General features: G+C 64.7%; 17 protein-coding genes. 7 read left to right on the plus strand and 10 right to left on the minus strand.

What is annotated here, in order from left to right:
* Positions 1–22 precede the first annotated feature (22 nt).
* Together ACSH0F_RS06850 and ACSH0F_RS06855 are read right to left on the minus strand one after the other, a co-directional pair.
* The gene (locus ACSH0F_RS06850) at positions 23–1741 is read right to left on the minus strand and encodes a M56 family metallopeptidase (protein WP_435201207.1); all 1719 of its coding nucleotides are present in this window, start codon (positions 1739–1741) and stop codon (positions 23–25) included.
* A complete protein-coding gene (locus tag ACSH0F_RS06855; protein ID WP_435201209.1) occupies positions 1738–2127 on the minus strand; it encodes a BlaI/MecI/CopY family transcriptional regulator in 390 nt (129 codons plus the stop codon). The genes ACSH0F_RS06850 and ACSH0F_RS06855 overlap by 4 nt, the downstream gene beginning before the upstream one ends.
* Positions 2128–2277: 150 nt before the next feature.
* Between ACSH0F_RS06855 and ACSH0F_RS06860 the strand changes: the two genes are divergently transcribed.
* Together ACSH0F_RS06860 and ACSH0F_RS06865 are read left to right on the plus strand one after the other, a co-directional pair.
* Entirely contained in the window at positions 2278–2838 is a 561-nt protein-coding gene (locus ACSH0F_RS06860) for an ATP-dependent Clp protease proteolytic subunit (protein ID WP_435201211.1), read from the plus strand.
* A 26-nt stretch (positions 2839–2864) separates the two neighbouring features.
* Complete coding sequence (locus ACSH0F_RS06865; RefSeq protein WP_435201213.1) at positions 2865–3506, plus strand: peptidylprolyl isomerase; 642 nt, start codon at positions 2865–2867, stop codon at positions 3504–3506.
* Positions 3507–3598: 92 nt separating this feature from the next.
* Here ACSH0F_RS06865 and ACSH0F_RS06870 read toward each other — a convergent pair whose 3' ends face one another.
* From ACSH0F_RS06870 to sdhC, 5 genes are read right to left on the minus strand one after another with little or no spacing between them, the layout of a single operon-like run.
* On the minus strand, positions 3599–4414 hold the full coding sequence (locus ACSH0F_RS06870) for a glycoside hydrolase (RefSeq protein WP_435201215.1): 816 nt from the start codon (positions 4412–4414) through the stop codon (positions 3599–3601).
* Positions 4415–4463: 49 nt separating this feature from the next.
* Complete coding sequence (locus ACSH0F_RS06875; protein WP_435202185.1) at positions 4464–5774, minus strand: M20/M25/M40 family metallo-hydrolase; 1311 nt, start codon at positions 5772–5774, stop codon at positions 4464–4466.
* A complete protein-coding gene (sdhA, locus tag ACSH0F_RS06880; RefSeq protein ID WP_435201217.1) occupies positions 5774–7615 on the minus strand; it encodes a succinate dehydrogenase flavoprotein subunit in 1842 nt (613 codons plus the stop codon). Before sdhA ends, ACSH0F_RS06875 begins: the two co-directional genes overlap by 1 nt.
* Positions 7615–8001: a succinate dehydrogenase, hydrophobic membrane anchor protein gene (gene sdhD / locus ACSH0F_RS06885; RefSeq protein ID WP_435201219.1), complete on the minus strand. Its 387-nt coding sequence runs from the start codon at positions 7999–8001 to the stop codon at positions 7615–7617. The genes sdhA and sdhD overlap by 1 nt, the downstream gene beginning before the upstream one ends.
* Before the next feature lie 9 nt (positions 8002–8010).
* Entirely contained in the window at positions 8011–8400 is a 390-nt protein-coding gene (gene sdhC / locus ACSH0F_RS06890; RefSeq protein WP_435201221.1) for a succinate dehydrogenase, cytochrome b556 subunit, read from the minus strand.
* Positions 8401–8509: 109 nt separating this feature from the next.
* Between sdhC and ACSH0F_RS06895 the strand changes: the two genes are divergently transcribed.
* From ACSH0F_RS06895 to ACSH0F_RS06910, 4 genes are read left to right on the plus strand one after another with little or no spacing between them, the layout of a single operon-like run.
* Positions 8510–9220: an SDR family NAD(P)-dependent oxidoreductase gene (locus ACSH0F_RS06895; RefSeq protein WP_435201223.1), complete on the plus strand. Its 711-nt coding sequence runs from the start codon at positions 8510–8512 to the stop codon at positions 9218–9220.
* On the plus strand, positions 9210–10121 hold the full coding sequence (gene bla / locus ACSH0F_RS06900) for a subclass B3 metallo-beta-lactamase (RefSeq protein ID WP_435201225.1): 912 nt from the start codon (positions 9210–9212) through the stop codon (positions 10119–10121). Before ACSH0F_RS06895 ends, bla begins: the two co-directional genes overlap by 11 nt.
* On the plus strand, positions 10114–11019 hold the full coding sequence (locus ACSH0F_RS06905; protein WP_435201227.1) for a 50S ribosomal protein L11 methyltransferase: 906 nt from the start codon (positions 10114–10116) through the stop codon (positions 11017–11019). Before bla ends, ACSH0F_RS06905 begins: the two co-directional genes overlap by 8 nt.
* Positions 11016–11681: a DUF2459 domain-containing protein gene (locus ACSH0F_RS06910; protein ID WP_435201229.1), complete on the plus strand. Its 666-nt coding sequence runs from the start codon at positions 11016–11018 to the stop codon at positions 11679–11681. Before ACSH0F_RS06905 ends, ACSH0F_RS06910 begins: the two co-directional genes overlap by 4 nt.
* Here the strand turns inward: ACSH0F_RS06910 and ACSH0F_RS06915 are convergent.
* Positions 11678–12775 carry a serine hydrolase gene (locus ACSH0F_RS06915; protein WP_435201231.1) on the minus strand — a complete coding sequence of 366 codons (1098 nt, stop codon included), beginning with the start codon at positions 12773–12775 and terminating at the stop codon, positions 11678–11680. The genes ACSH0F_RS06910 and ACSH0F_RS06915 overlap by 4 nt on opposite strands.
* 42 nt (positions 12776–12817) lie before the next feature.
* Positions 12818–14284, minus strand: a complete 1467-nt coding sequence (locus ACSH0F_RS06920; protein WP_435201233.1) for an FAD-binding protein — start codon at positions 14282–14284, stop codon at positions 12818–12820.
* Between the two features lie 164 nt (positions 14285–14448).
* Between ACSH0F_RS06920 and ACSH0F_RS06925 the strand changes: the two genes are divergently transcribed.
* Positions 14449–15120, plus strand: coding sequence for an SDR family oxidoreductase (locus ACSH0F_RS06925; RefSeq protein WP_435201235.1), 672 nt, complete (start codon positions 14449–14451; stop codon positions 15118–15120).
* Here the strand turns inward: ACSH0F_RS06925 and ACSH0F_RS06930 are convergent, their stop codons facing one another.
* Positions 15121–15612: a CinA family protein gene (locus ACSH0F_RS06930; protein ID WP_435201237.1), complete on the minus strand. Its 492-nt coding sequence runs from the start codon at positions 15610–15612 to the stop codon at positions 15121–15123. It abuts the gene before it with no gap.
* Positions 15613–15755: the final 143 nt, after the last annotated feature.

Consider the following 15755-nt stretch of genomic DNA (forward strand, 5'->3'; position numbering starts at 1 on the left):
TTCAGCTTGTTCTCACGAACCTTTAGCGAGAAAGTTCGGCGATCTCACGGTCGAGGTCGCGCAGCACCTCGCGGCGCGTTTCGGCGGAAAGGTTGTTGCTGTGGGCAATGCCTGCCCGCGCCTGCTTTAGCGCCTTGAGAGCCAACCGGTCGCCGGCCGTTTCGCAGATATACATCGTCACACGGCCGTCGCGGCCCTCGATGCTGGTCACCGGCGCATCGGGATAGCGGCAGGATTCCACCACTTCCGGCACGTGCCGCATGGCCAGCTCTACCGACTTCTCGATTTTCTCGATCTCGGCATCGCTCATAGCGTAGGCATGCGCTTCGGCGCGATCCTGTCGGGCAACAGCATGCTGCACGCGGCCTTCCGCCCATTGCTTGCGGCCTTCCGCCCACTGGATGCGGCCCTCGGCCCACTGCTTGCGACCCTCGGCATAGGCGATCCGTCCGCGGGCCCACTCCTTGCGGCCCTCCGCCCGACCCTCACGAGCTTCGAGGCGAGCTTCGCGTAGCTCCCCCTGCCGTTCCTCACGCGCTTCGCGGCGCTCCTCCTGGCGCTCCAGACGCTGCTCGCGGAGCTCTTCGCGCAATTCCTCGCGCTCGTCCGCGCTCCATCCCTCTGGTGGTGCAGGCGGCTCGGGTGCCAGCGGAGCTTCCGGCGGCAGAGGCGCTTGCGGCACCGGGGGAGCCAGCGGCATTTCCGGCAGGAGCGCGGCGACAGCTTCTTCGTCTTCGGCAGGTGCTGCGACTGCAGCCGAATAGCCGATCGTTGCTGTCATCGGCAGCGCCAGCAACGAAGCGGCGATGGCTGACCGCGCAACCATGCGGCGGCGGGGTGTAACGTCTTCCATGGACAAATTCCTCAAACGGTGAATGATGGATTTGTCCCCCAAAACCGGGCACGCCATCGGGGCAGCGAGCGCGGGGCGCGGGGCTGCCTGCGGGCGGCGTGCAAAATCAGCGATCACTCCGGCGTAGACCGCACGCTCATCGCGAGGACGAGCGGCGACGACGCGGGCGTCGCAAGCAGCTTCCTGGTCGCGGCGCAATGCGGTCCAGCCCATATATCCGAGCGGGTTGAACCAGTGCGCGGCGAACAGCGGCTGCAAGAGTATGTTGGCGAGCAGGTCGTGCCCGCGATGATGGGCCAGCTCATGCTCGATCGCGAGATCGCGGGCGACGCGGTCGCGTGCGGTCATGAAGCCTGACGGCAGCGCAATCACCTTGTCGAACACGCCGAAGGCGAGCGGGCCCGAGATTGCGGGCGTTTCGACCAGGCGGATGTTGCCGACCTCGCCCACCGGCACCGCGTCTTCCAGCAACTCCTCCCGCAATCGGGCATAAAGCCAGAAGCGGCGAACGAGGAAGATGCTTGCGCCGAGCAGCCAGATAACCGCCAGCGGCGTGATGAAATCCGTCGGCTCGGGCAGCGTGTGGAGCGGCCCAGCCATGTCGACGGGCGCAAAGGCAGCGGAATGCGGCTCCGCGGCTGTGCCAGATTCGAAAGCCATCGGCTCGGCAGCGGGGGCCGGTGTCGTCGGCGCCATCCACGCCGGCAGCGTCATCGGCGGGATGACGAGGCGCAGGGCCGGCAGGGCCCATAGCGCATAAGCCGCGCCTGCCCCCATATGGCGCGCAACCGGCCTGCGAACCAGCAGCACCAGCGCGATCAGCGCACCTGTCCACAACAGCGTATCGAGCAGGAACCAGTCCCAATATTCTCGCAACAGCTCGGTCATTTGCGCATCTCCCTCAAGAGCGCTTCGATCTCGTCGAGATCCTTGTCGCTGAGCGCCTCGTTCTCTGCGAGATGCGCGAACAGCGGGGCCGCACGGCCGCCGAACAGGCGTTCGACGAGGCGGCGCGATTCGGTGCCGACATAGTCGGACCGTTCGATAAGCGGGTGGTAAAGGAACTTGCGGCCCAGCGGCTCCGTACCCAGCGCGCCTTTCGATACCAGGCGGCTCAGCAGCGTCTTGACGGTCGGCATGGACCAGTCACGCTGCGCGCAGACCCGGTCGCACACATCCGATGCACTCATGGGGCTGTTTTCCCACAGCACCTCCATCACCGCATGTTCGGCTTCGCTGATCCGGTCACCAGGCGCGTCGTTGCGCTTTGCCATCCATTTGCTCCCTGAGCGTATTCTGTATCGATTACGCCTGTAGCCAGTTCGACTACGCATGTAAACCTTTTATCCGGATAGCATAGCATGGAACTCAGTTCGGAGCGGAACGCTAAGCCCTTGCGATCTACAAAAGGACCAAGCGACCCGATGAACGACACCGACCGCCAGAAAATCCTGACAGCGCCCCAGCTGCGACTCATCGGGAGCGTCGACGAGGCGATGTATGCCGAGTTCCGCAACCAGCTCTCCGCTGCGCCGCAAGATGGCCCACTGGTGATTGCCATGACGACTCTGGGCGGCAATCCCGAAGTGGCCCGCGCCATGGCGGACGATGTGCGGCTGATCCGCGATGCCGGGCGGACGATCTATTTCCTCGGCAAGGCGGCGATCTATTCTGCCGGCGCGACCTTCATGGCCGGCTTCCCGGTCGAATGCCGGTACTTCACCAAAGGCTCGAGCATCCTATTGCACGAGCGGCAGATCGCCAAGACGATCAATCTCAACGGTCCCTTGCGGAGCTGCATCGCGCAGCTGAAGGCCGCGCTGAACGAGATCGAGCATTCGATCGACATCGAGGAAATGGGCTTTCGCGAGATCAGCGAAAACTCTGAAGTGGATTTCGAAGAGGTGCGCGAGAAGGCGCCGGACAACTGGTACATCCCCTGCGAAGAAGCAGCCGAGCGCGGGCTGATCGCGGGTGTAATCTGAATGTCCTGCGTGGCATGGTGCGCGGCATGACCAAACGACTCGCCCTGGCTGCCCTCGCCCTATTCGCCGCCCCTCTCGCCGCGCAAGATGCCGACACCGATGCCCTCCCCGCTGCCGCGACCGAACTCGTCGTGCTGGAGACGACGGCAGGCGACATCACTGTGGAGTTGGAGACGGAGCGAGCACCGGTCACGGCGGCCAATTTCCTGCGCTATGTTGACGAGGACCGCTTCGACGGCATCGTTTTCTATCGCGCGATGAGACTCGATTATGGCGAACCGCCGAACGGCCTCATCCAGGCCGGCACGCAGAACGACCCCGAGCGCATTCTGCCCGGCATCGCGCATGAGGCCACCAGCGAGACCGGCCTCAGCCACATCGATGGTGCCCTGTCGATGGCGCGGCTCGAGCCGGGCACGGCGACCGGCGATTTCTCGATCATGATCAAGGACCAAACCGGTCTCGACGCTATGCCCGATAGCGACGATCCCAACGAGCGGGCGGGCTACGCCGTGTTCGGCTATGTCGTTGACGGGATGGACGTGGTGCGTGCGATCCACGCGATGCCGACCGATCCCGACAAGGGCGAAGGCTGGATGAAAGGCCAGATGCTGGCCGACCCGGTGGTGATCGTCGACGCGCGGCGGGTGGAGCAGCCAGCGGGCTGAACCCAATCACATATCCGCTCACTCTGAGCCTGTCGAAGGGTCGGGTGCCTATCCTTCGACAGGCTCAGGATGAGCGGAGTTTGTTGAAGTCGTCAGCACTCCTCGGCGGTATTTTCCGGGGGCGGCCCTGGCGGGACACGCGCAGGGTGCTGCCAGAACGGGTCTCTATCGAGGCGATGATTGTCGCCATACCCCTCGGCTAGCGCTGCATAGAGCTGCGGATCATAGGCGGCGAGGTCCTGGTGGTTCAGTATGCGCCGCCCGTCGAAGGCCTGCAGGCGGTTGGAATCGAACCAGAACTGCGTGCCTTCCGCCCAGTATTCCTGAATGGTCGTGGCGGTGTACTCGTTGAGCCAGAGATCGTTCGCGAGCGCATTGTCATAGGCCGCCTGCACCCGCGCGTAGAGCGCCGGATCGACGGCATGTATCGCGAAGAGGACGTTGTGCGCCATCTCGTGGACGAAGATCGTCTCGCCGAAATAGCGGCTGACGGGCAGGCCGAGAACGTCCTCTTCTGAGCCGACCGTCCGCTCGCCCCCGATCGCGCGAGCGCGATTGTCCCAATATTCGCGGTCCGACAGCCGCCCGATGCGCGAGTCGTAGAGCTTGCGCTCGCACCGCGTCAGGCGCGGGTCGTCGAAGGCGGGCTTGGTCCAGTCGGCATTCTCCGGCAGGTCGAGCAGCGCCTCGTCCACAGCCATGATCGCCACGCGGTAATCGTTCGCCGCGAGCCATTCGGCGAGTTCGGGCCGATGCGCGAACATGCCCCGTGCCATGTTGCGGGCGGCGAAGAGCGCCTCGTCACGCACATTGGCGGAGGACAGGATCGGGATGCCGCGCGCGGTGACCTGCTTCGTGTAGAACGGCGGCGCGCTCAGCTCGGGCGATGGCGCCGTCGGCCCAGTCACGCAGGATGATAGCGCGGCAGCGAGCAACAGCGCGATGGCGCCGCGCCTCCTAGTCGCGCGGCTGTTGGGCAAGTCTGCCAACGAGGATCGCAGTGCGCTTGGCCTGCCGCGTGATTGTCGGCAGGTCGATATATTCGCCCTCGGCATGGCTGCCGCCACCGCCCGGCCCCATGCCCGCCAGTCCGTCGACATAGGGAGCGACGAAGCTGATGTCCGCAGCGCCGCGGCGCGAAGGCGGATAGGGTTTCTGCTCGTCCAGTCCGAGATCGGCATTGATGCGATTGAGCTGCGCGAGCAGGTCGCGATTGCCATCGGTCGGTGCCATCGGCGGGTAGCGCGATTCGAACTCGAACTCGGCGCTGGTACCGGGCAGGTTGTCCGCCACGATGGCACGCATCTTCGCCACGATCCGCTCGTCCTGTTCGGGCGTCAGTGTGCGGAGGTCCCCGCGCGCCACGGCGACGGAGGGAATGATGTTGGTCTTGCCTTCGGTGGTGGCGGATAGATCGTCCTCTGCCAGCTCCGCAGGCGTTCCACCCGCGATCAGGCCAACGTTGAACGTCGCGTTCTCTTCCGGCAGCTCGGCCCGGAAACGGTCGAGAATGCGAACCATCTCGTAGACCGCGCCGTAGCCGGAACTTTCGGAGAAAATGCCGGAGCTGTGGCCGCTTGCCGACCGCGTCGTCAGGGTCCAGTTGGACGAAGACCGGCGCGCGATCACGCCCGCGTCCTTGCCGTCGAGCGTCGACAGCCCCTCGAACCCAAGCGCGATATCCGCCCATTGCCCCGCTTCGATCAGGTCGCGGCGAGCTTCCTCCAGCGGGTCGCCCGCATCTTCCTCGTCGCCTGTGAGGGCCACCACGATATTCGCGCCCTCCAGCGTTCCGGCGGCCTGCATGGCGCGCAGGGCCGACAGGATGACGATGACCCCACCCTTGTCGTCGAGAATGCCGGGTCCGACGGCCCGGTCGCCATCGCGCACGAAGCCGGTGAAGGGGGAGGACGGTTCGAACACCGTATCGAGGTGCCCGATCATCAAGATCCGTTTGGTGTCGGGATCGCCGAGACGACGCGCGAAGAGATGCCCTGCCCGCCCCGCCGCCGACTGGTCGATCCACTGGACCGTGAAGCCCATCTCTTCGAACGCCGGCATCAGCTTGTCCGCGACGGCCTTGACGCCTTCGTGGTTATGCGTGCCCGAATTGACGCCAGTAATTTGCTCGAGCGCGTTCACGTCGCGCTCGAAGCCAGCATCGACAGCCTTAACGGCCACCTCTTCGGGCGCGGACAGCTGCGCCGATAGCGGGCTGGCAAGCAGGGCTGCTGCAATCGCGCCCGCTGCCAGTCCCGCGATCCGCATCAATACACCCGCTTCTTCGGCTCGATGTACTTGATGTCGTCGGTCAGCGTGTATTCGTGCACCGGGCGGTAGTCGATCTTCACGCCGCCGCCGTTTCCGCCCCAGCCGTCGAACCATGCGATCGTGTGCTTCATCCACTCGGCATCGTTGCGCTCGGGGAAGTCCTCATGCGCGTGAGCGCCGCGGCTTTCCTTGCGGTTTTCCGCCGAGGCCATCGTGACATTCGCCTGCGCCATGAGATTGTCGAGCTCGAGCGTTTCGATGAGATCGCTGTTCCAGATGAGCGAGCGGTCGTGGACCTTCACGTCCTCCATCCGCTTGTTGATCTGTGTCAGGTTCTCGACACCCTCGGCCATCAGCTTGCTGTCGCGGAAGACCGCTGCGTGGCGGGTCATGGTCTTCTGCATGTCCGCACGCAGCGCCGCGGTCGGCGTGCCGCCGTCGGCATAGCGGAAGTGGTCGAGGCGGCTCAGCGACATTTCGGCGCTGTCGCCGGGCAGCTCGTCATGGCTGGTGCCGGGCTTGATCAAATCGCGCAGGCGGTGGCCCGTCGCGCGGCCGAACACCACGAGGTCGATCAGCGAGTTCGAACCGAGGCGGTTTGCGCCATGGACCGACACACAGGCCGCTTCGCCCACGGCAAACAGGCCGGGGACGATCTTTTCCGGATCGGACTTGTCGCCCGCCATCACCTCGCCATGGAAGTTACAGGGAATGCCGCCCATGTTGTAATGCACCGTCGGCGTCACCGGCAGCGGCTCGCGGGTCAGGTCGACGCCGGCGAAGATCTTGCCGCTCTCGGTAATGCCCGGCAGGCGCTGGGCCAGCACGGCGGGATCGATGTGGTCGAGGTGGAGGTAGATGTGGTCCTTTTCCGGACCGACGCCGCGCCCTTCGCGCATTTCCAGCGCCATCGAGCGGCTGACGACGTCGCGCGATGCGAGGTCTTTCGCGCTCGGCGCATAGCGCTCCATGAAACGCTCGCCCTCGGAATTGGTAAGGTAGCCGCCCTCGCCACGTGCGCCTTCGGTGATCAGCACGCCTGCGCCGTAGATGCCGGTCGGGTGGAACTGGACGAATTCCATGTCCTGCAGCGGAAGTCCTGCGCGCAACACCATGCCGCCGCCGTCGCCGGTGCAAGTATGGGCGCTGGTCGCGGTGAAATAGCAGCGGCCATAGCCGCCCGTCGCCAGCACCACCGCCTTGGCGCGGAAGCGGTGGATCGTGCCGTCATCCAGACACATGGCGATCACGCCGACGCAGACCTTGCCCTCGGGCGTGTCCTTCATGATCAGGTCGAGCGCGAAATACTCGATGAAGAAATCCGCATCGTATTTCAGGCTCTGCTGGTAGAGCGCGTGCAGCATGGCGTGGCCGGTGCGGTCGGCGGCAGCGCAAGTGCGCTGCACCGGCGGGCCTTCGCCCATGTTCTGCATGTGGCCGCCGAAGGGCCGCTGGTAGATCGTGCCGTCATCGTTGCGGCTGAAGGGCACACCCGCATGCTCCAGCTCGTAGACTGCCTGCGGAGCCTCGCGCACGAGATATTCGATCGCATCCTGGTCGCCGAGCCAGTCGGAGCCCTTGACGGTATCGTACATGTGCCACGACCAGTGGTCTGGCGAGTTGTTGCCAAGGCTGGCCGCGATGCCGCCCTGCGCCGCAACGGTGTGCGACCGCGTGGGGAAAACCTTGGAGATATTGGCAGTCTTCAGCCCCGCCTCGGCCGTTCCCATGGTGGCGCGAAGGCCGCTGCCGCCGGCGCCCACGACGACGACGTCATAGGTATGGTCGACGATCGGATAAGCGCGGTCGCCGATGGTGAAAGTGTCGCTGCTGGCCATCAGGCGGCTCCTCCAAGGGCGAGGCGCGCGATGGACACGATGCCGAAGGCCGCGCCGCCGATGGTTGCAAGGTTGAGAAGGACGAGAGTGCCGAACTTGGTGCCGGCCTCATGGACATAGTCCTCGATCAGAACCTGCAGGCCGAGCCGCGCATGCCAGAAGACCGAGATCACCAGCAGCGCCAGCGCCGTGGCGGGCAGCGTCTGCGACGCCCAGCCGGTCATGGTCGCGTAATCATAGCTCGGCAGCAGCGCGAGGCTGATGACGAGGAACAGCATCAGCACCAGGTTGCCGACGGCGGTAAAGCGCTGCAGCAGCCAGTGATGCGCGCCTTCATGCGCCGAGCCGAGCCCGCGCACGCGTCCGATGGAGGTTCCATTACCCATGGTTGCGGCTCACTTCAGAAGATTGAGGAAGATGACGGCCCACAGCGCGGCCGTCAGGAACAGGGCGATCAGCGGTGCCACGATCGACCACGTCTTGTTGGTGTCGAGTTCGTAGCCCGCACCAATGTCGAGCACGAAATGGCGCAGGCCGCTCATCATGTGGGTGAAGAAAGCCCAGCTGAGGCCGACCAGGACGATCATGCCGATAGGCGATCCCATGACGCTTTCGAAGGTCGCATAGGCTTCCGGACCGCCAGCCATCGCGCCCAGCCACCACAGCAACACGCCGAGGCCGACGGTCGCCATGCCGTCGCCGGTGATGCGGTGGAGGATGGAGATCGCCATGTGCGGGCCCCATTTCCAGACTTGCAGATGTGGCGCCATTGGCCGGTTTGCCATGTATTCTCACCCGAAAAGCTGACGTGTTGCGCTCCACTTAGCGAAGTGCGCGCTCTGCGCAAGGCACGCGGCCTCGACAAGTGCTGCAAATTTCCGAATAGCGTGATGCATGACATCCATCTTGCTCACAGGCTCCTCGCGCGGAATCGGCGCAGCGGCCAAGACCCTGCTCGAAGCGCGCGGCGCGAAAGTCGTCGGCCAGGCGACTTCCAGCAACACTTTCGACACCGTGCCGGCAGACTTCACCGATCCCGGCGCACCGCACGAATTGTGGGAAGCCGCGCTCGCCCGGGCGGGCGGAGAGATCGACGTGCTGGTCAACAACGCCGGCCTGTTCGATCCCAACCCGCTCGACCGGTCGGACATCGAATGGCTGGATGCGTGGGAAGATACGCTGCGGATCAACCTCACCGCTGCCGCGCAGCTGAGCCGCTTTGCCGTGCGGCATTGGCAGGAGCGGGGCGTCGGCGGCCGGATCGTCCATGTCGCCAGCCGCGCCGGTCATCGCGGCGATTCTCCTACGCATTGGCACTACGCTGCGGCCAAGGGTGGAATGCTCGCCATGCACAAGACCATCGCGCGGCAATACGCCAGCGAGGGCATACTGAGCTTCGCGATCACGCCGGGCTTTACCGATACCGCGATGGCGGGCGACTATCTGGAAAGCCGCGGCGGGCCGGGCCTGCTTGCCGATATTCCGCTCGGCCGCGTCGCGCAGCCGGAGGAGATCGGTAAGCTGATCGAATTCTGCGCCCTCGACGCGCCGCCCAGCATGACCGGCGCGACACTCGATGCCAATGGAGCCAGCTATGTTCGCTAGAGCCGCTGCCGTCGTTGCCCTGCCGGCTTTGCTTGTGTCATGCGCACCGCCGATCCAGACCCCCGATCCCCTCCCCGAACCCGAGCAGGTGACTATGGCGCAATGGGCCAACCTTTGCGAGCCGTGGGACGATTGGGACAAGGCCGCCCCGCCCTTTAAAATCCACGGGTCCACCTATTATGTCGGTACTTGCGGTATCGCGGCAATCCTCGTCGCAGGGCCAACGGGACACATCCTGATCGACAGCGGAACAAGAGCGGGCGCCGAAACCGTTCTTGCCAATGTCGAGAAGCTCGGCTTCCGCCCGAATGAAATCGCCACCATCGTCCACAGCCACGAACATTTCGACCATGTCGGCGGTTTCGCCTTGGTGAAGGAGGCTAGCGGCGCGCATATCGCGGCATCAGCGGCTGCCGCAGAAGTCCTGCGATCCGGCGCGCTCGGCAGCGACGATCCGCAATTCGGCATGCACGATCCGATGACCCCCGTCGCGGTCGACGTCATTGTTGGCGATGGCGACTCCGTGCGCACCGAAACCGCAACGCTGATCGCGACGGCGACCCCCGGTCACAGCCCCGGAGCGATTAGTTGGCAATGGCAGGACTGCGAGGCTGAAGCCGGCTGCAAGACGATCGTCTATGCGGACAGCCTGTCTCCGGTGAGCCGGTCCGACTATCGTTTCTCCGACAATCCGGCGTACCTGGCGGCTTACCGTCGGAGTATCGATCGCCTGCGTACGCTGGATTGCGACATATTGATCACGCCGCACCCTTCGCACAGCAACATGATCGAGCGGGCCGCCACCGGCACGCTCGCCGGAGGCATGAGCTGCACGGCCTATGCAGATGCGAAGGCAGAGGCGCTCGACAAGCGGCTCGCGGAGGAAGCGGCCGGTGGCTGACAGCTGGAAGATCTACACCGAGTGCTCGAAGGACCAGGCAACGGCCGCACTAGTCGCGCATGAGGAGGACCTCGACTGGCCGGCAGATTGGGTGGTGACCGGGATGGAGGTCGCCGACCACCTGCCGGACGATTGGACCTTCGAAGTCTATTTGGACCACAAGCCCAAACCAGCCGACATAAAGCGCGTCGCCGCCGTTTTCGAAGGCAAGGCACCCGCGCTGATCGTCGAGAAACTGCCCGATACCGACTGGGTCGTCGAGAGCCAGAAGGGCGTCGATCCGATCCGCGCGGGGCGCTTTCATGTTCGCACGCCGGAGCATGAAGCCGCCACCGATTTGGTCGATTTCGTCATCCCTGCCAGCCAGGCTTTCGGGACCGGGCAGCACCGGACCACCGCGGGCTGCCTCGCCATGCTCGACCTCATCAAGCGCGAAGGCGTGGCGGCGCGCAATGTGGCGGACATCGGCACCGGCACCGGCCTGCTGGCTTTCGCCGCATTGCACCTGTGGCCGAATGCGAAGGCGACCGCCTCGGACATCGATGCCGTTTGTGCAGGCGTGGTCGCCGACAATTGCGAGCTTAATGGCATTCCCCAAGGGGCCGGTCCGGGTGCGCTGACGATGGTGATCGCCGATGGCATGGCCGATCCGCTGCTCGAAGCGCGCGGACCTTACGATCTCTTCATCGCCAATATCCTCGCCGGCCCGCTGGTCGAGCTAGCGCCCGAATTCGCCGCGGCGATGGCACCGGGAGCGAACCTGTTGCTATCGGGTCTGCTGGAAACCCAGGAGGCTCAAGTCCGCCGCGCCTATAGCGCGCTCGGCTTCCGGCTTGCGCGGCGGCTGGTAAACGGCGACTGGTCGATCCTCTGGCTGCGCAAGAGCCGAGTGCGGTGACACGCCCGCTGCGCTGGCTCGCGTGGCTGCTGGGCGTGCCGCTCGCGCTCACGATACTCTTTCTGCTCGGCACTTGGATCGGCAGTTCGATCCCGCGCAACGGCGACTGGGCCGAGCCTACCCAAGGCGTCGAAATCCTCATCGAGACCAACGGCATCCACACCGGGATCGTGATGCCGCTGGTCACGCACCAGAAGGACTGGCGCAGCGCTTTCCCGGCAGCGGACCTCGGGAACCCGTACCGCCCCTATACCCATGTCTCTGTCAGCTGGGGCGAGCGCGAAGTCTTCCTCAATACGCCGACCTGGGCGGACCTCACCTTGGGCACGGCGATCGGCGCAGCCTTCGGCGGCGATGGCCTGCTTCATGCGGCACACTATGTCCGCCCCGCACCGTCCGCCGACATCCGTCCGCTGCGCATTACCGAAGCGCAATATGCCCGCCTTGTGGCTGAGATCGAGCAACAGGTCCTGCCGCCTGACCGGCGCAAGATTCATGCAGGCTATGCCCCCTACGATGTCTTCTACGACGCGCCCGGCACCTATCATCTCGGCAATACCTGCAACCAATGGACCAGCGACACGCTGGCCGCGGCGGGGATCAGGACGGGGTGGTGGACGCCCTTGCCGGGCGGCGTGATGAAATGGGTGCCGCAGCTTTAGGCGGCATCGGCCGCGGCTGCATACTCGCGGTTTTCATACGTCTCGATTGCCCGCACGACCTCGTGCATCATGCCCATACGCGCCGCATAAGATGCGCGGGTCCGGGCGATGAGCACGGCAACGCCATACTGATTGCCGCCATCGGAGGTGACGACGCCGACATCGTTGTAGCCCGATTGCTCGCCATCGAAGAATTGGCCGGTGCCGGTCTTGTGCGCGATCGACCAACCCGGTGGCAGGCCGCCCTTCAGCCGGTTCGGCCCGCTGCGCGTCTCGCCGAGGATTTGCAGCAGGTATTCGGTCGACACCGACGAGAGCAGTTCGCCGCGCACAAGGCGGCCCAGGGCAAGCGCGATACCTTCGGCCGTTGCCCCGTCGATCGGATCGGCAAGATACCTTTCGAACGCGCTCCTGCGAACCGCATCGGGCACTTCATCACGCGCCTCGTAGAAGCTGTTGCCATAACTGTAGGACTGGTTCCACGTAAGTCCGGCAATAGCGCTCTGCTTGTTGCGTTCATCGAGCCCGAAGCGGACGCCTTCGATGTCGCGATCGTCGAGAAATTCTTCGACCTCCTCCGGCCCGCCGACACGGCGCAGAATGCGGTCGTTGGCCGTGTTGTCGCTGCGCGTCAGGGCGCGGTCGATCAGGTCGGCATAGTCGGAACTGAACATGCCCTGCGTGCGCACGATGTCGCGGATGGGTTGATGGAACAGCGTGAGGTCTTCGCGGCGGATCACCACTCGCTCGCCGAGGTCCAAATCGCGCTCATCCGCCTGGGCGAGAGCAGTCATCGTCACCCATAGCTTGCTGACGCTTTGCTGCGGCAGCATCGCCTCACCATTGGCAGACGCCATCCGGTCCGCCGCGATGTCGTAGACCGCGATGCCGACCTCGCCCGGGAAGCGTTCGGCGATCTCTTCCAGTTCCAGCTCGAGCTCGATCTGCGCGATGGAGCGCGGCTGCTCCTTGCTCTCTTCCTGCGCGACGATAGGCGCGTTCTTCCCCTGCTGCGCGCGCGGCAGCCATGTCACGAAAATCGCGAGGGCAAGCACAGGCAAGAGTAGGAAAACGAAACGGAAATAGCTGGTCACACTGTCGGCAACGCGGCGCTGTGCAATCAGGTCCGAGATTCCTCAGGCGAGCTTCGCGTCCGCCGCGGCCTCGCCCGGTAGCGGTTTGCCCGTTTGGAGGAAGGCCCGCACCCGCTCGCTGAACATCAGCCGCCCGTTGGGGTAATGCTTGCGGTGGATCGCCATGAGCCGGTCGAGATTGTTCTCGCCGAGCGAATTCTGGAACGCAGGTATCAATGCGCTCTTGCCGAAATGCGGGCGGGTTTCCGGCTCGTATTGAAGCACCATGCGCTGCAGCCGTTCCAGCCAGGCGTAATCGCGCGGGTCGGCGAACAGATCGATGGCTGCCACCGGCCCGTCGTGATTGGCGGCGAAGACCAGATCGGATGTTCCCGACAATTCGCGTACGCTGATGACGCCCTTCAGGAAAAACCCTAGATCGCGCAACGCGTCGGCCTCGCGCATGATGAACTTGACCACCGCCGGGCCTTTTTCGAGCGGCACGAAGAAAGCGAGATTGTATCCTGTGTAGGTGGTCGAGAAACAGCCGCGCAGGATGTCGGGTGCGCGCTCGCTGGCGAGGCCGGGCTTGGGATCGTAGAGATAATCGAGGTCGTAAGGGTCGGTTTGGATCTGGTCGCGCTGGACGAGATCGAGCTTGTCGAGCAATCGCTGCAGCGGACGGCGCAGCGCCGGCAGGAAGCGGTCGAGCTTCTGGTAACGCTTGATGATCCACCGCGCGAGGGGCGCAAAGACTCCTCCGCCTTCCCGCACCTTCTCGACCCGCGCTGTCGACTGGCAGGGCGAGAGCGTCGCCAGCATCATCACCGGATCGTCCGGGTTCGAATAGGGCAGCACTACCCAGTTCGACGCGATGGTGCCTTCCTGCAATTCGCGTAGCTTCGACAGGCGGTTGATATGGCTGGTCGAAATGAACGCCTCGACCGGTGCCGTCTCCAACTCCAGTTCGACGATGGGCGCAATCGTGCCGAACGACAGCGCGACATAGGCAAAGTCGGGATCGGCGCGGCTCAGCCGCACGCGCTGGCCGCTATCGTCCAGGAATGTCAGCGCGGTCACCGCATCGGCCAATACCCCGCGGTCGCCGAAACCATGCGTTCCTGTGGCGAGCGCACCTACGACCGTCTGCTTCATGTAGTTGCCCGAGTTAATCAGGCGGCGGTCGTGCTGGATCAGGAAGCGTTTGAACTGTTCGACCGTGACCGAGGCGCCGACGGTGGCGATGCCGGTCGCCGGATCGTAATCCATCCGGCCCAGCCCGCCCTCCTCCATCATCATCGCATTGATGCCGGGCACGATCTGGACGCCATTATAGGAATGCGACTTGCCGACGCAGCTATAGCAGCCTTTCGCCATGTCCGCGCACAGTTTGGACTCGTCATGCGGGATGCACGCCTCGGCATCGCCGCGATAGACGTGGATCCACGATGCGATGCGCCGTGTGCCCTCTTCGCCCGCCTGCCTGTCGAGCGTGCGCTGTTTGCGCCCGCGACGAATTTCCTCGAGCATCCGTTCCCCCCGATCACCCTTTCGCGCGGAATATCAGCTTCGTTGGGCGCAATCGAGGATAGAAGCGACATCGCCGCGTCCGCAGAGAGGCTCGGCCCCACTGGGGAACCAAGCCCGCGCTCACCCACTCCTGAGGCATCTCTCCGAAACACATGGAATATATCATGGCCAAGACCCTTCTCATCACCGGCGCATCGACAGGTATCGGCGCGGCAACCGCCCGCGCTGCCGCCGAAGCGGGCTGGAACGTCGCCCTGCTGGCGCGCTCGCAGGATAAGCTGGAGAGCCTTGCGGGCGACATTGGCGACGCCGCACTCGCCCTGCCCTGCGATGTCACCGACGAAGAGCAGTTGCGCGATGCGCTCGGCAAGACGGTCGAGAAATTCGGCGCTCTCGACGCCGTCTATGCCAATGCCGGTAAGGGCGTGGACTCACCGGGCGTCGAAAAGGGTGATCCGGACGAGTGGCATGACATGATCCATCTCAACATCCTCGCCGTGCTCTACACCGCGCATGCTGCCCTGCCCGAACTGCGCAAGACCAAGGGGCATTTCGTCGTCACCGGCTCCAAGGCCGGGCGCGACCATCTCAAGGGCTCGATCTACGGGGCGACCAAGTGGTTCGTGCAGGGCTTCGCGGGCAATCTGGCGGAGGAGATGCGCGAATGGGGCGGCCGCTGCACGGTCATCACGCCCGGCATGGTCGACACGCCTTTCTTCGACGAGGCCAAGCCCGACAAAATCCAGCCGGAGGATGTGGCCAGCGCAGTGGTCTTCGCACTCTCGCAACCGGATACGGCTGCGGTGCGCGAGATCCACATCATGCCGAACGATTGATCAGGAGCCCAGCGCCTCTTCCAGTGCTGCCAGCGCGGCGCGGGTAAACGTTTCCATATTGGCGATGCGGTCGTCACTGCCGGTCTCGGTCACCGCGACATGCTCGAAGCCGTTCGGGCCGACGATTGCCGTTACGCTCCGACCTGCGGGCGCGCCACTTGGATGGCTCGATCCGCCGACCGAGCCGCTTTCCGCGATGCCCCAGTCGGCGTCGAAATTGTCGCAGATCGCGCGCGCCTGCAGCATCGCATAGTCCTTGCTCGCACCGCGCATGCCCGCATAGGCCTCCCGCGGCAGGGCGAACAGCACGTCGCGGGCGCGGAAAGAGTAGACCACTCCGCCCCCGACGAAGAAGTCGAGCGCCCCTGGCACGGTCAGCAGCGATGCGGCGATCAGCCCCCCCGTCGCGCCGTCGGCTACGGCAATCTTCTCGCCTCGCACGCGGAGGAGTTCTGCGATGCGGAGCGCGATAGGATGCGTTTCTGTCAGCATGGTGCGCGCCTGAGAAAAATGCGGGAGGCGAGCAAACCCACCTCCCGCAAGGAGACAAGGCTTCGAAAAGCCCTTCGGGTCGCACCCGGGGCTTTACCAGCGGTGAGACTGAGGTCCCCACCCAATTGGGTGGGAAGCGCGAA

Origin of the sequence: Qipengyuania sp. 902 (genome assembly GCF_051195295.1) — a bacterium.
Lineage (GTDB): Bacteria > Pseudomonadota > Alphaproteobacteria > Sphingomonadales > Sphingomonadaceae > Qipengyuania.

Excerpts from the sequence above, each read along its gene's own strand:
- sdhD (WP_435201219.1), bottom strand. The coding sequence starts at position 8,001 with ATGGGTAATGGAACCTCCATCGGACGCGTGCGCGGGCTCGGCTCGGCG.
- ACSH0F_RS06860 (WP_435201211.1), top strand. The coding sequence starts at position 2,278 with ATGAACGACACCGACCGCCAGAAAATCCTGACAGCGCCCCAGCTGCGA.
- bla (WP_435201225.1), top strand. The coding sequence starts at position 9,210 with ATGTTCGCTAGAGCCGCTGCCGTCGTTGCCCTGCCGGCTTTGCTTGTG.
- sdhA (WP_435201217.1), bottom strand. The coding sequence starts at position 7,615 with ATGGCCAGCAGCGACACTTTCACCATCGGCGACCGCGCTTATCCGATC.
- ACSH0F_RS06850 (WP_435201207.1), bottom strand. The coding sequence starts at position 1,741 with ATGACCGAGCTGTTGCGAGAATATTGGGACTGGTTCCTGCTCGATACG.
- ACSH0F_RS06920 (WP_435201233.1), bottom strand. The coding sequence starts at position 14,284 with ATGCTCGAGGAAATTCGTCGCGGGCGCAAACAGCGCACGCTCGACAGG.
- sdhC (WP_435201221.1), bottom strand. The coding sequence starts at position 8,400 with ATGGCAAACCGGCCAATGGCGCCACATCTGCAAGTCTGGAAATGGGGC.
- ACSH0F_RS06865 (WP_435201213.1), top strand. The coding sequence starts at position 2,865 with ATGACCAAACGACTCGCCCTGGCTGCCCTCGCCCTATTCGCCGCCCCT.
- ACSH0F_RS06875 (WP_435202185.1), bottom strand. The coding sequence starts at position 5,774 with ATGCGGATCGCGGGACTGGCAGCGGGCGCGATTGCAGCAGCCCTGCTT.
- ACSH0F_RS06930 (WP_435201237.1), bottom strand. The coding sequence starts at position 15,612 with ATGCTGACAGAAACGCATCCTATCGCGCTCCGCATCGCAGAACTCCTC.
- ACSH0F_RS06855 (WP_435201209.1), bottom strand. The coding sequence starts at position 2,127 with ATGGCAAAGCGCAACGACGCGCCTGGTGACCGGATCAGCGAAGCCGAA.
- ACSH0F_RS06895 (WP_435201223.1), top strand. The coding sequence starts at position 8,510 with ATGACATCCATCTTGCTCACAGGCTCCTCGCGCGGAATCGGCGCAGCG.
- ACSH0F_RS06925 (WP_435201235.1), top strand. The coding sequence starts at position 14,449 with ATGGCCAAGACCCTTCTCATCACCGGCGCATCGACAGGTATCGGCGCG.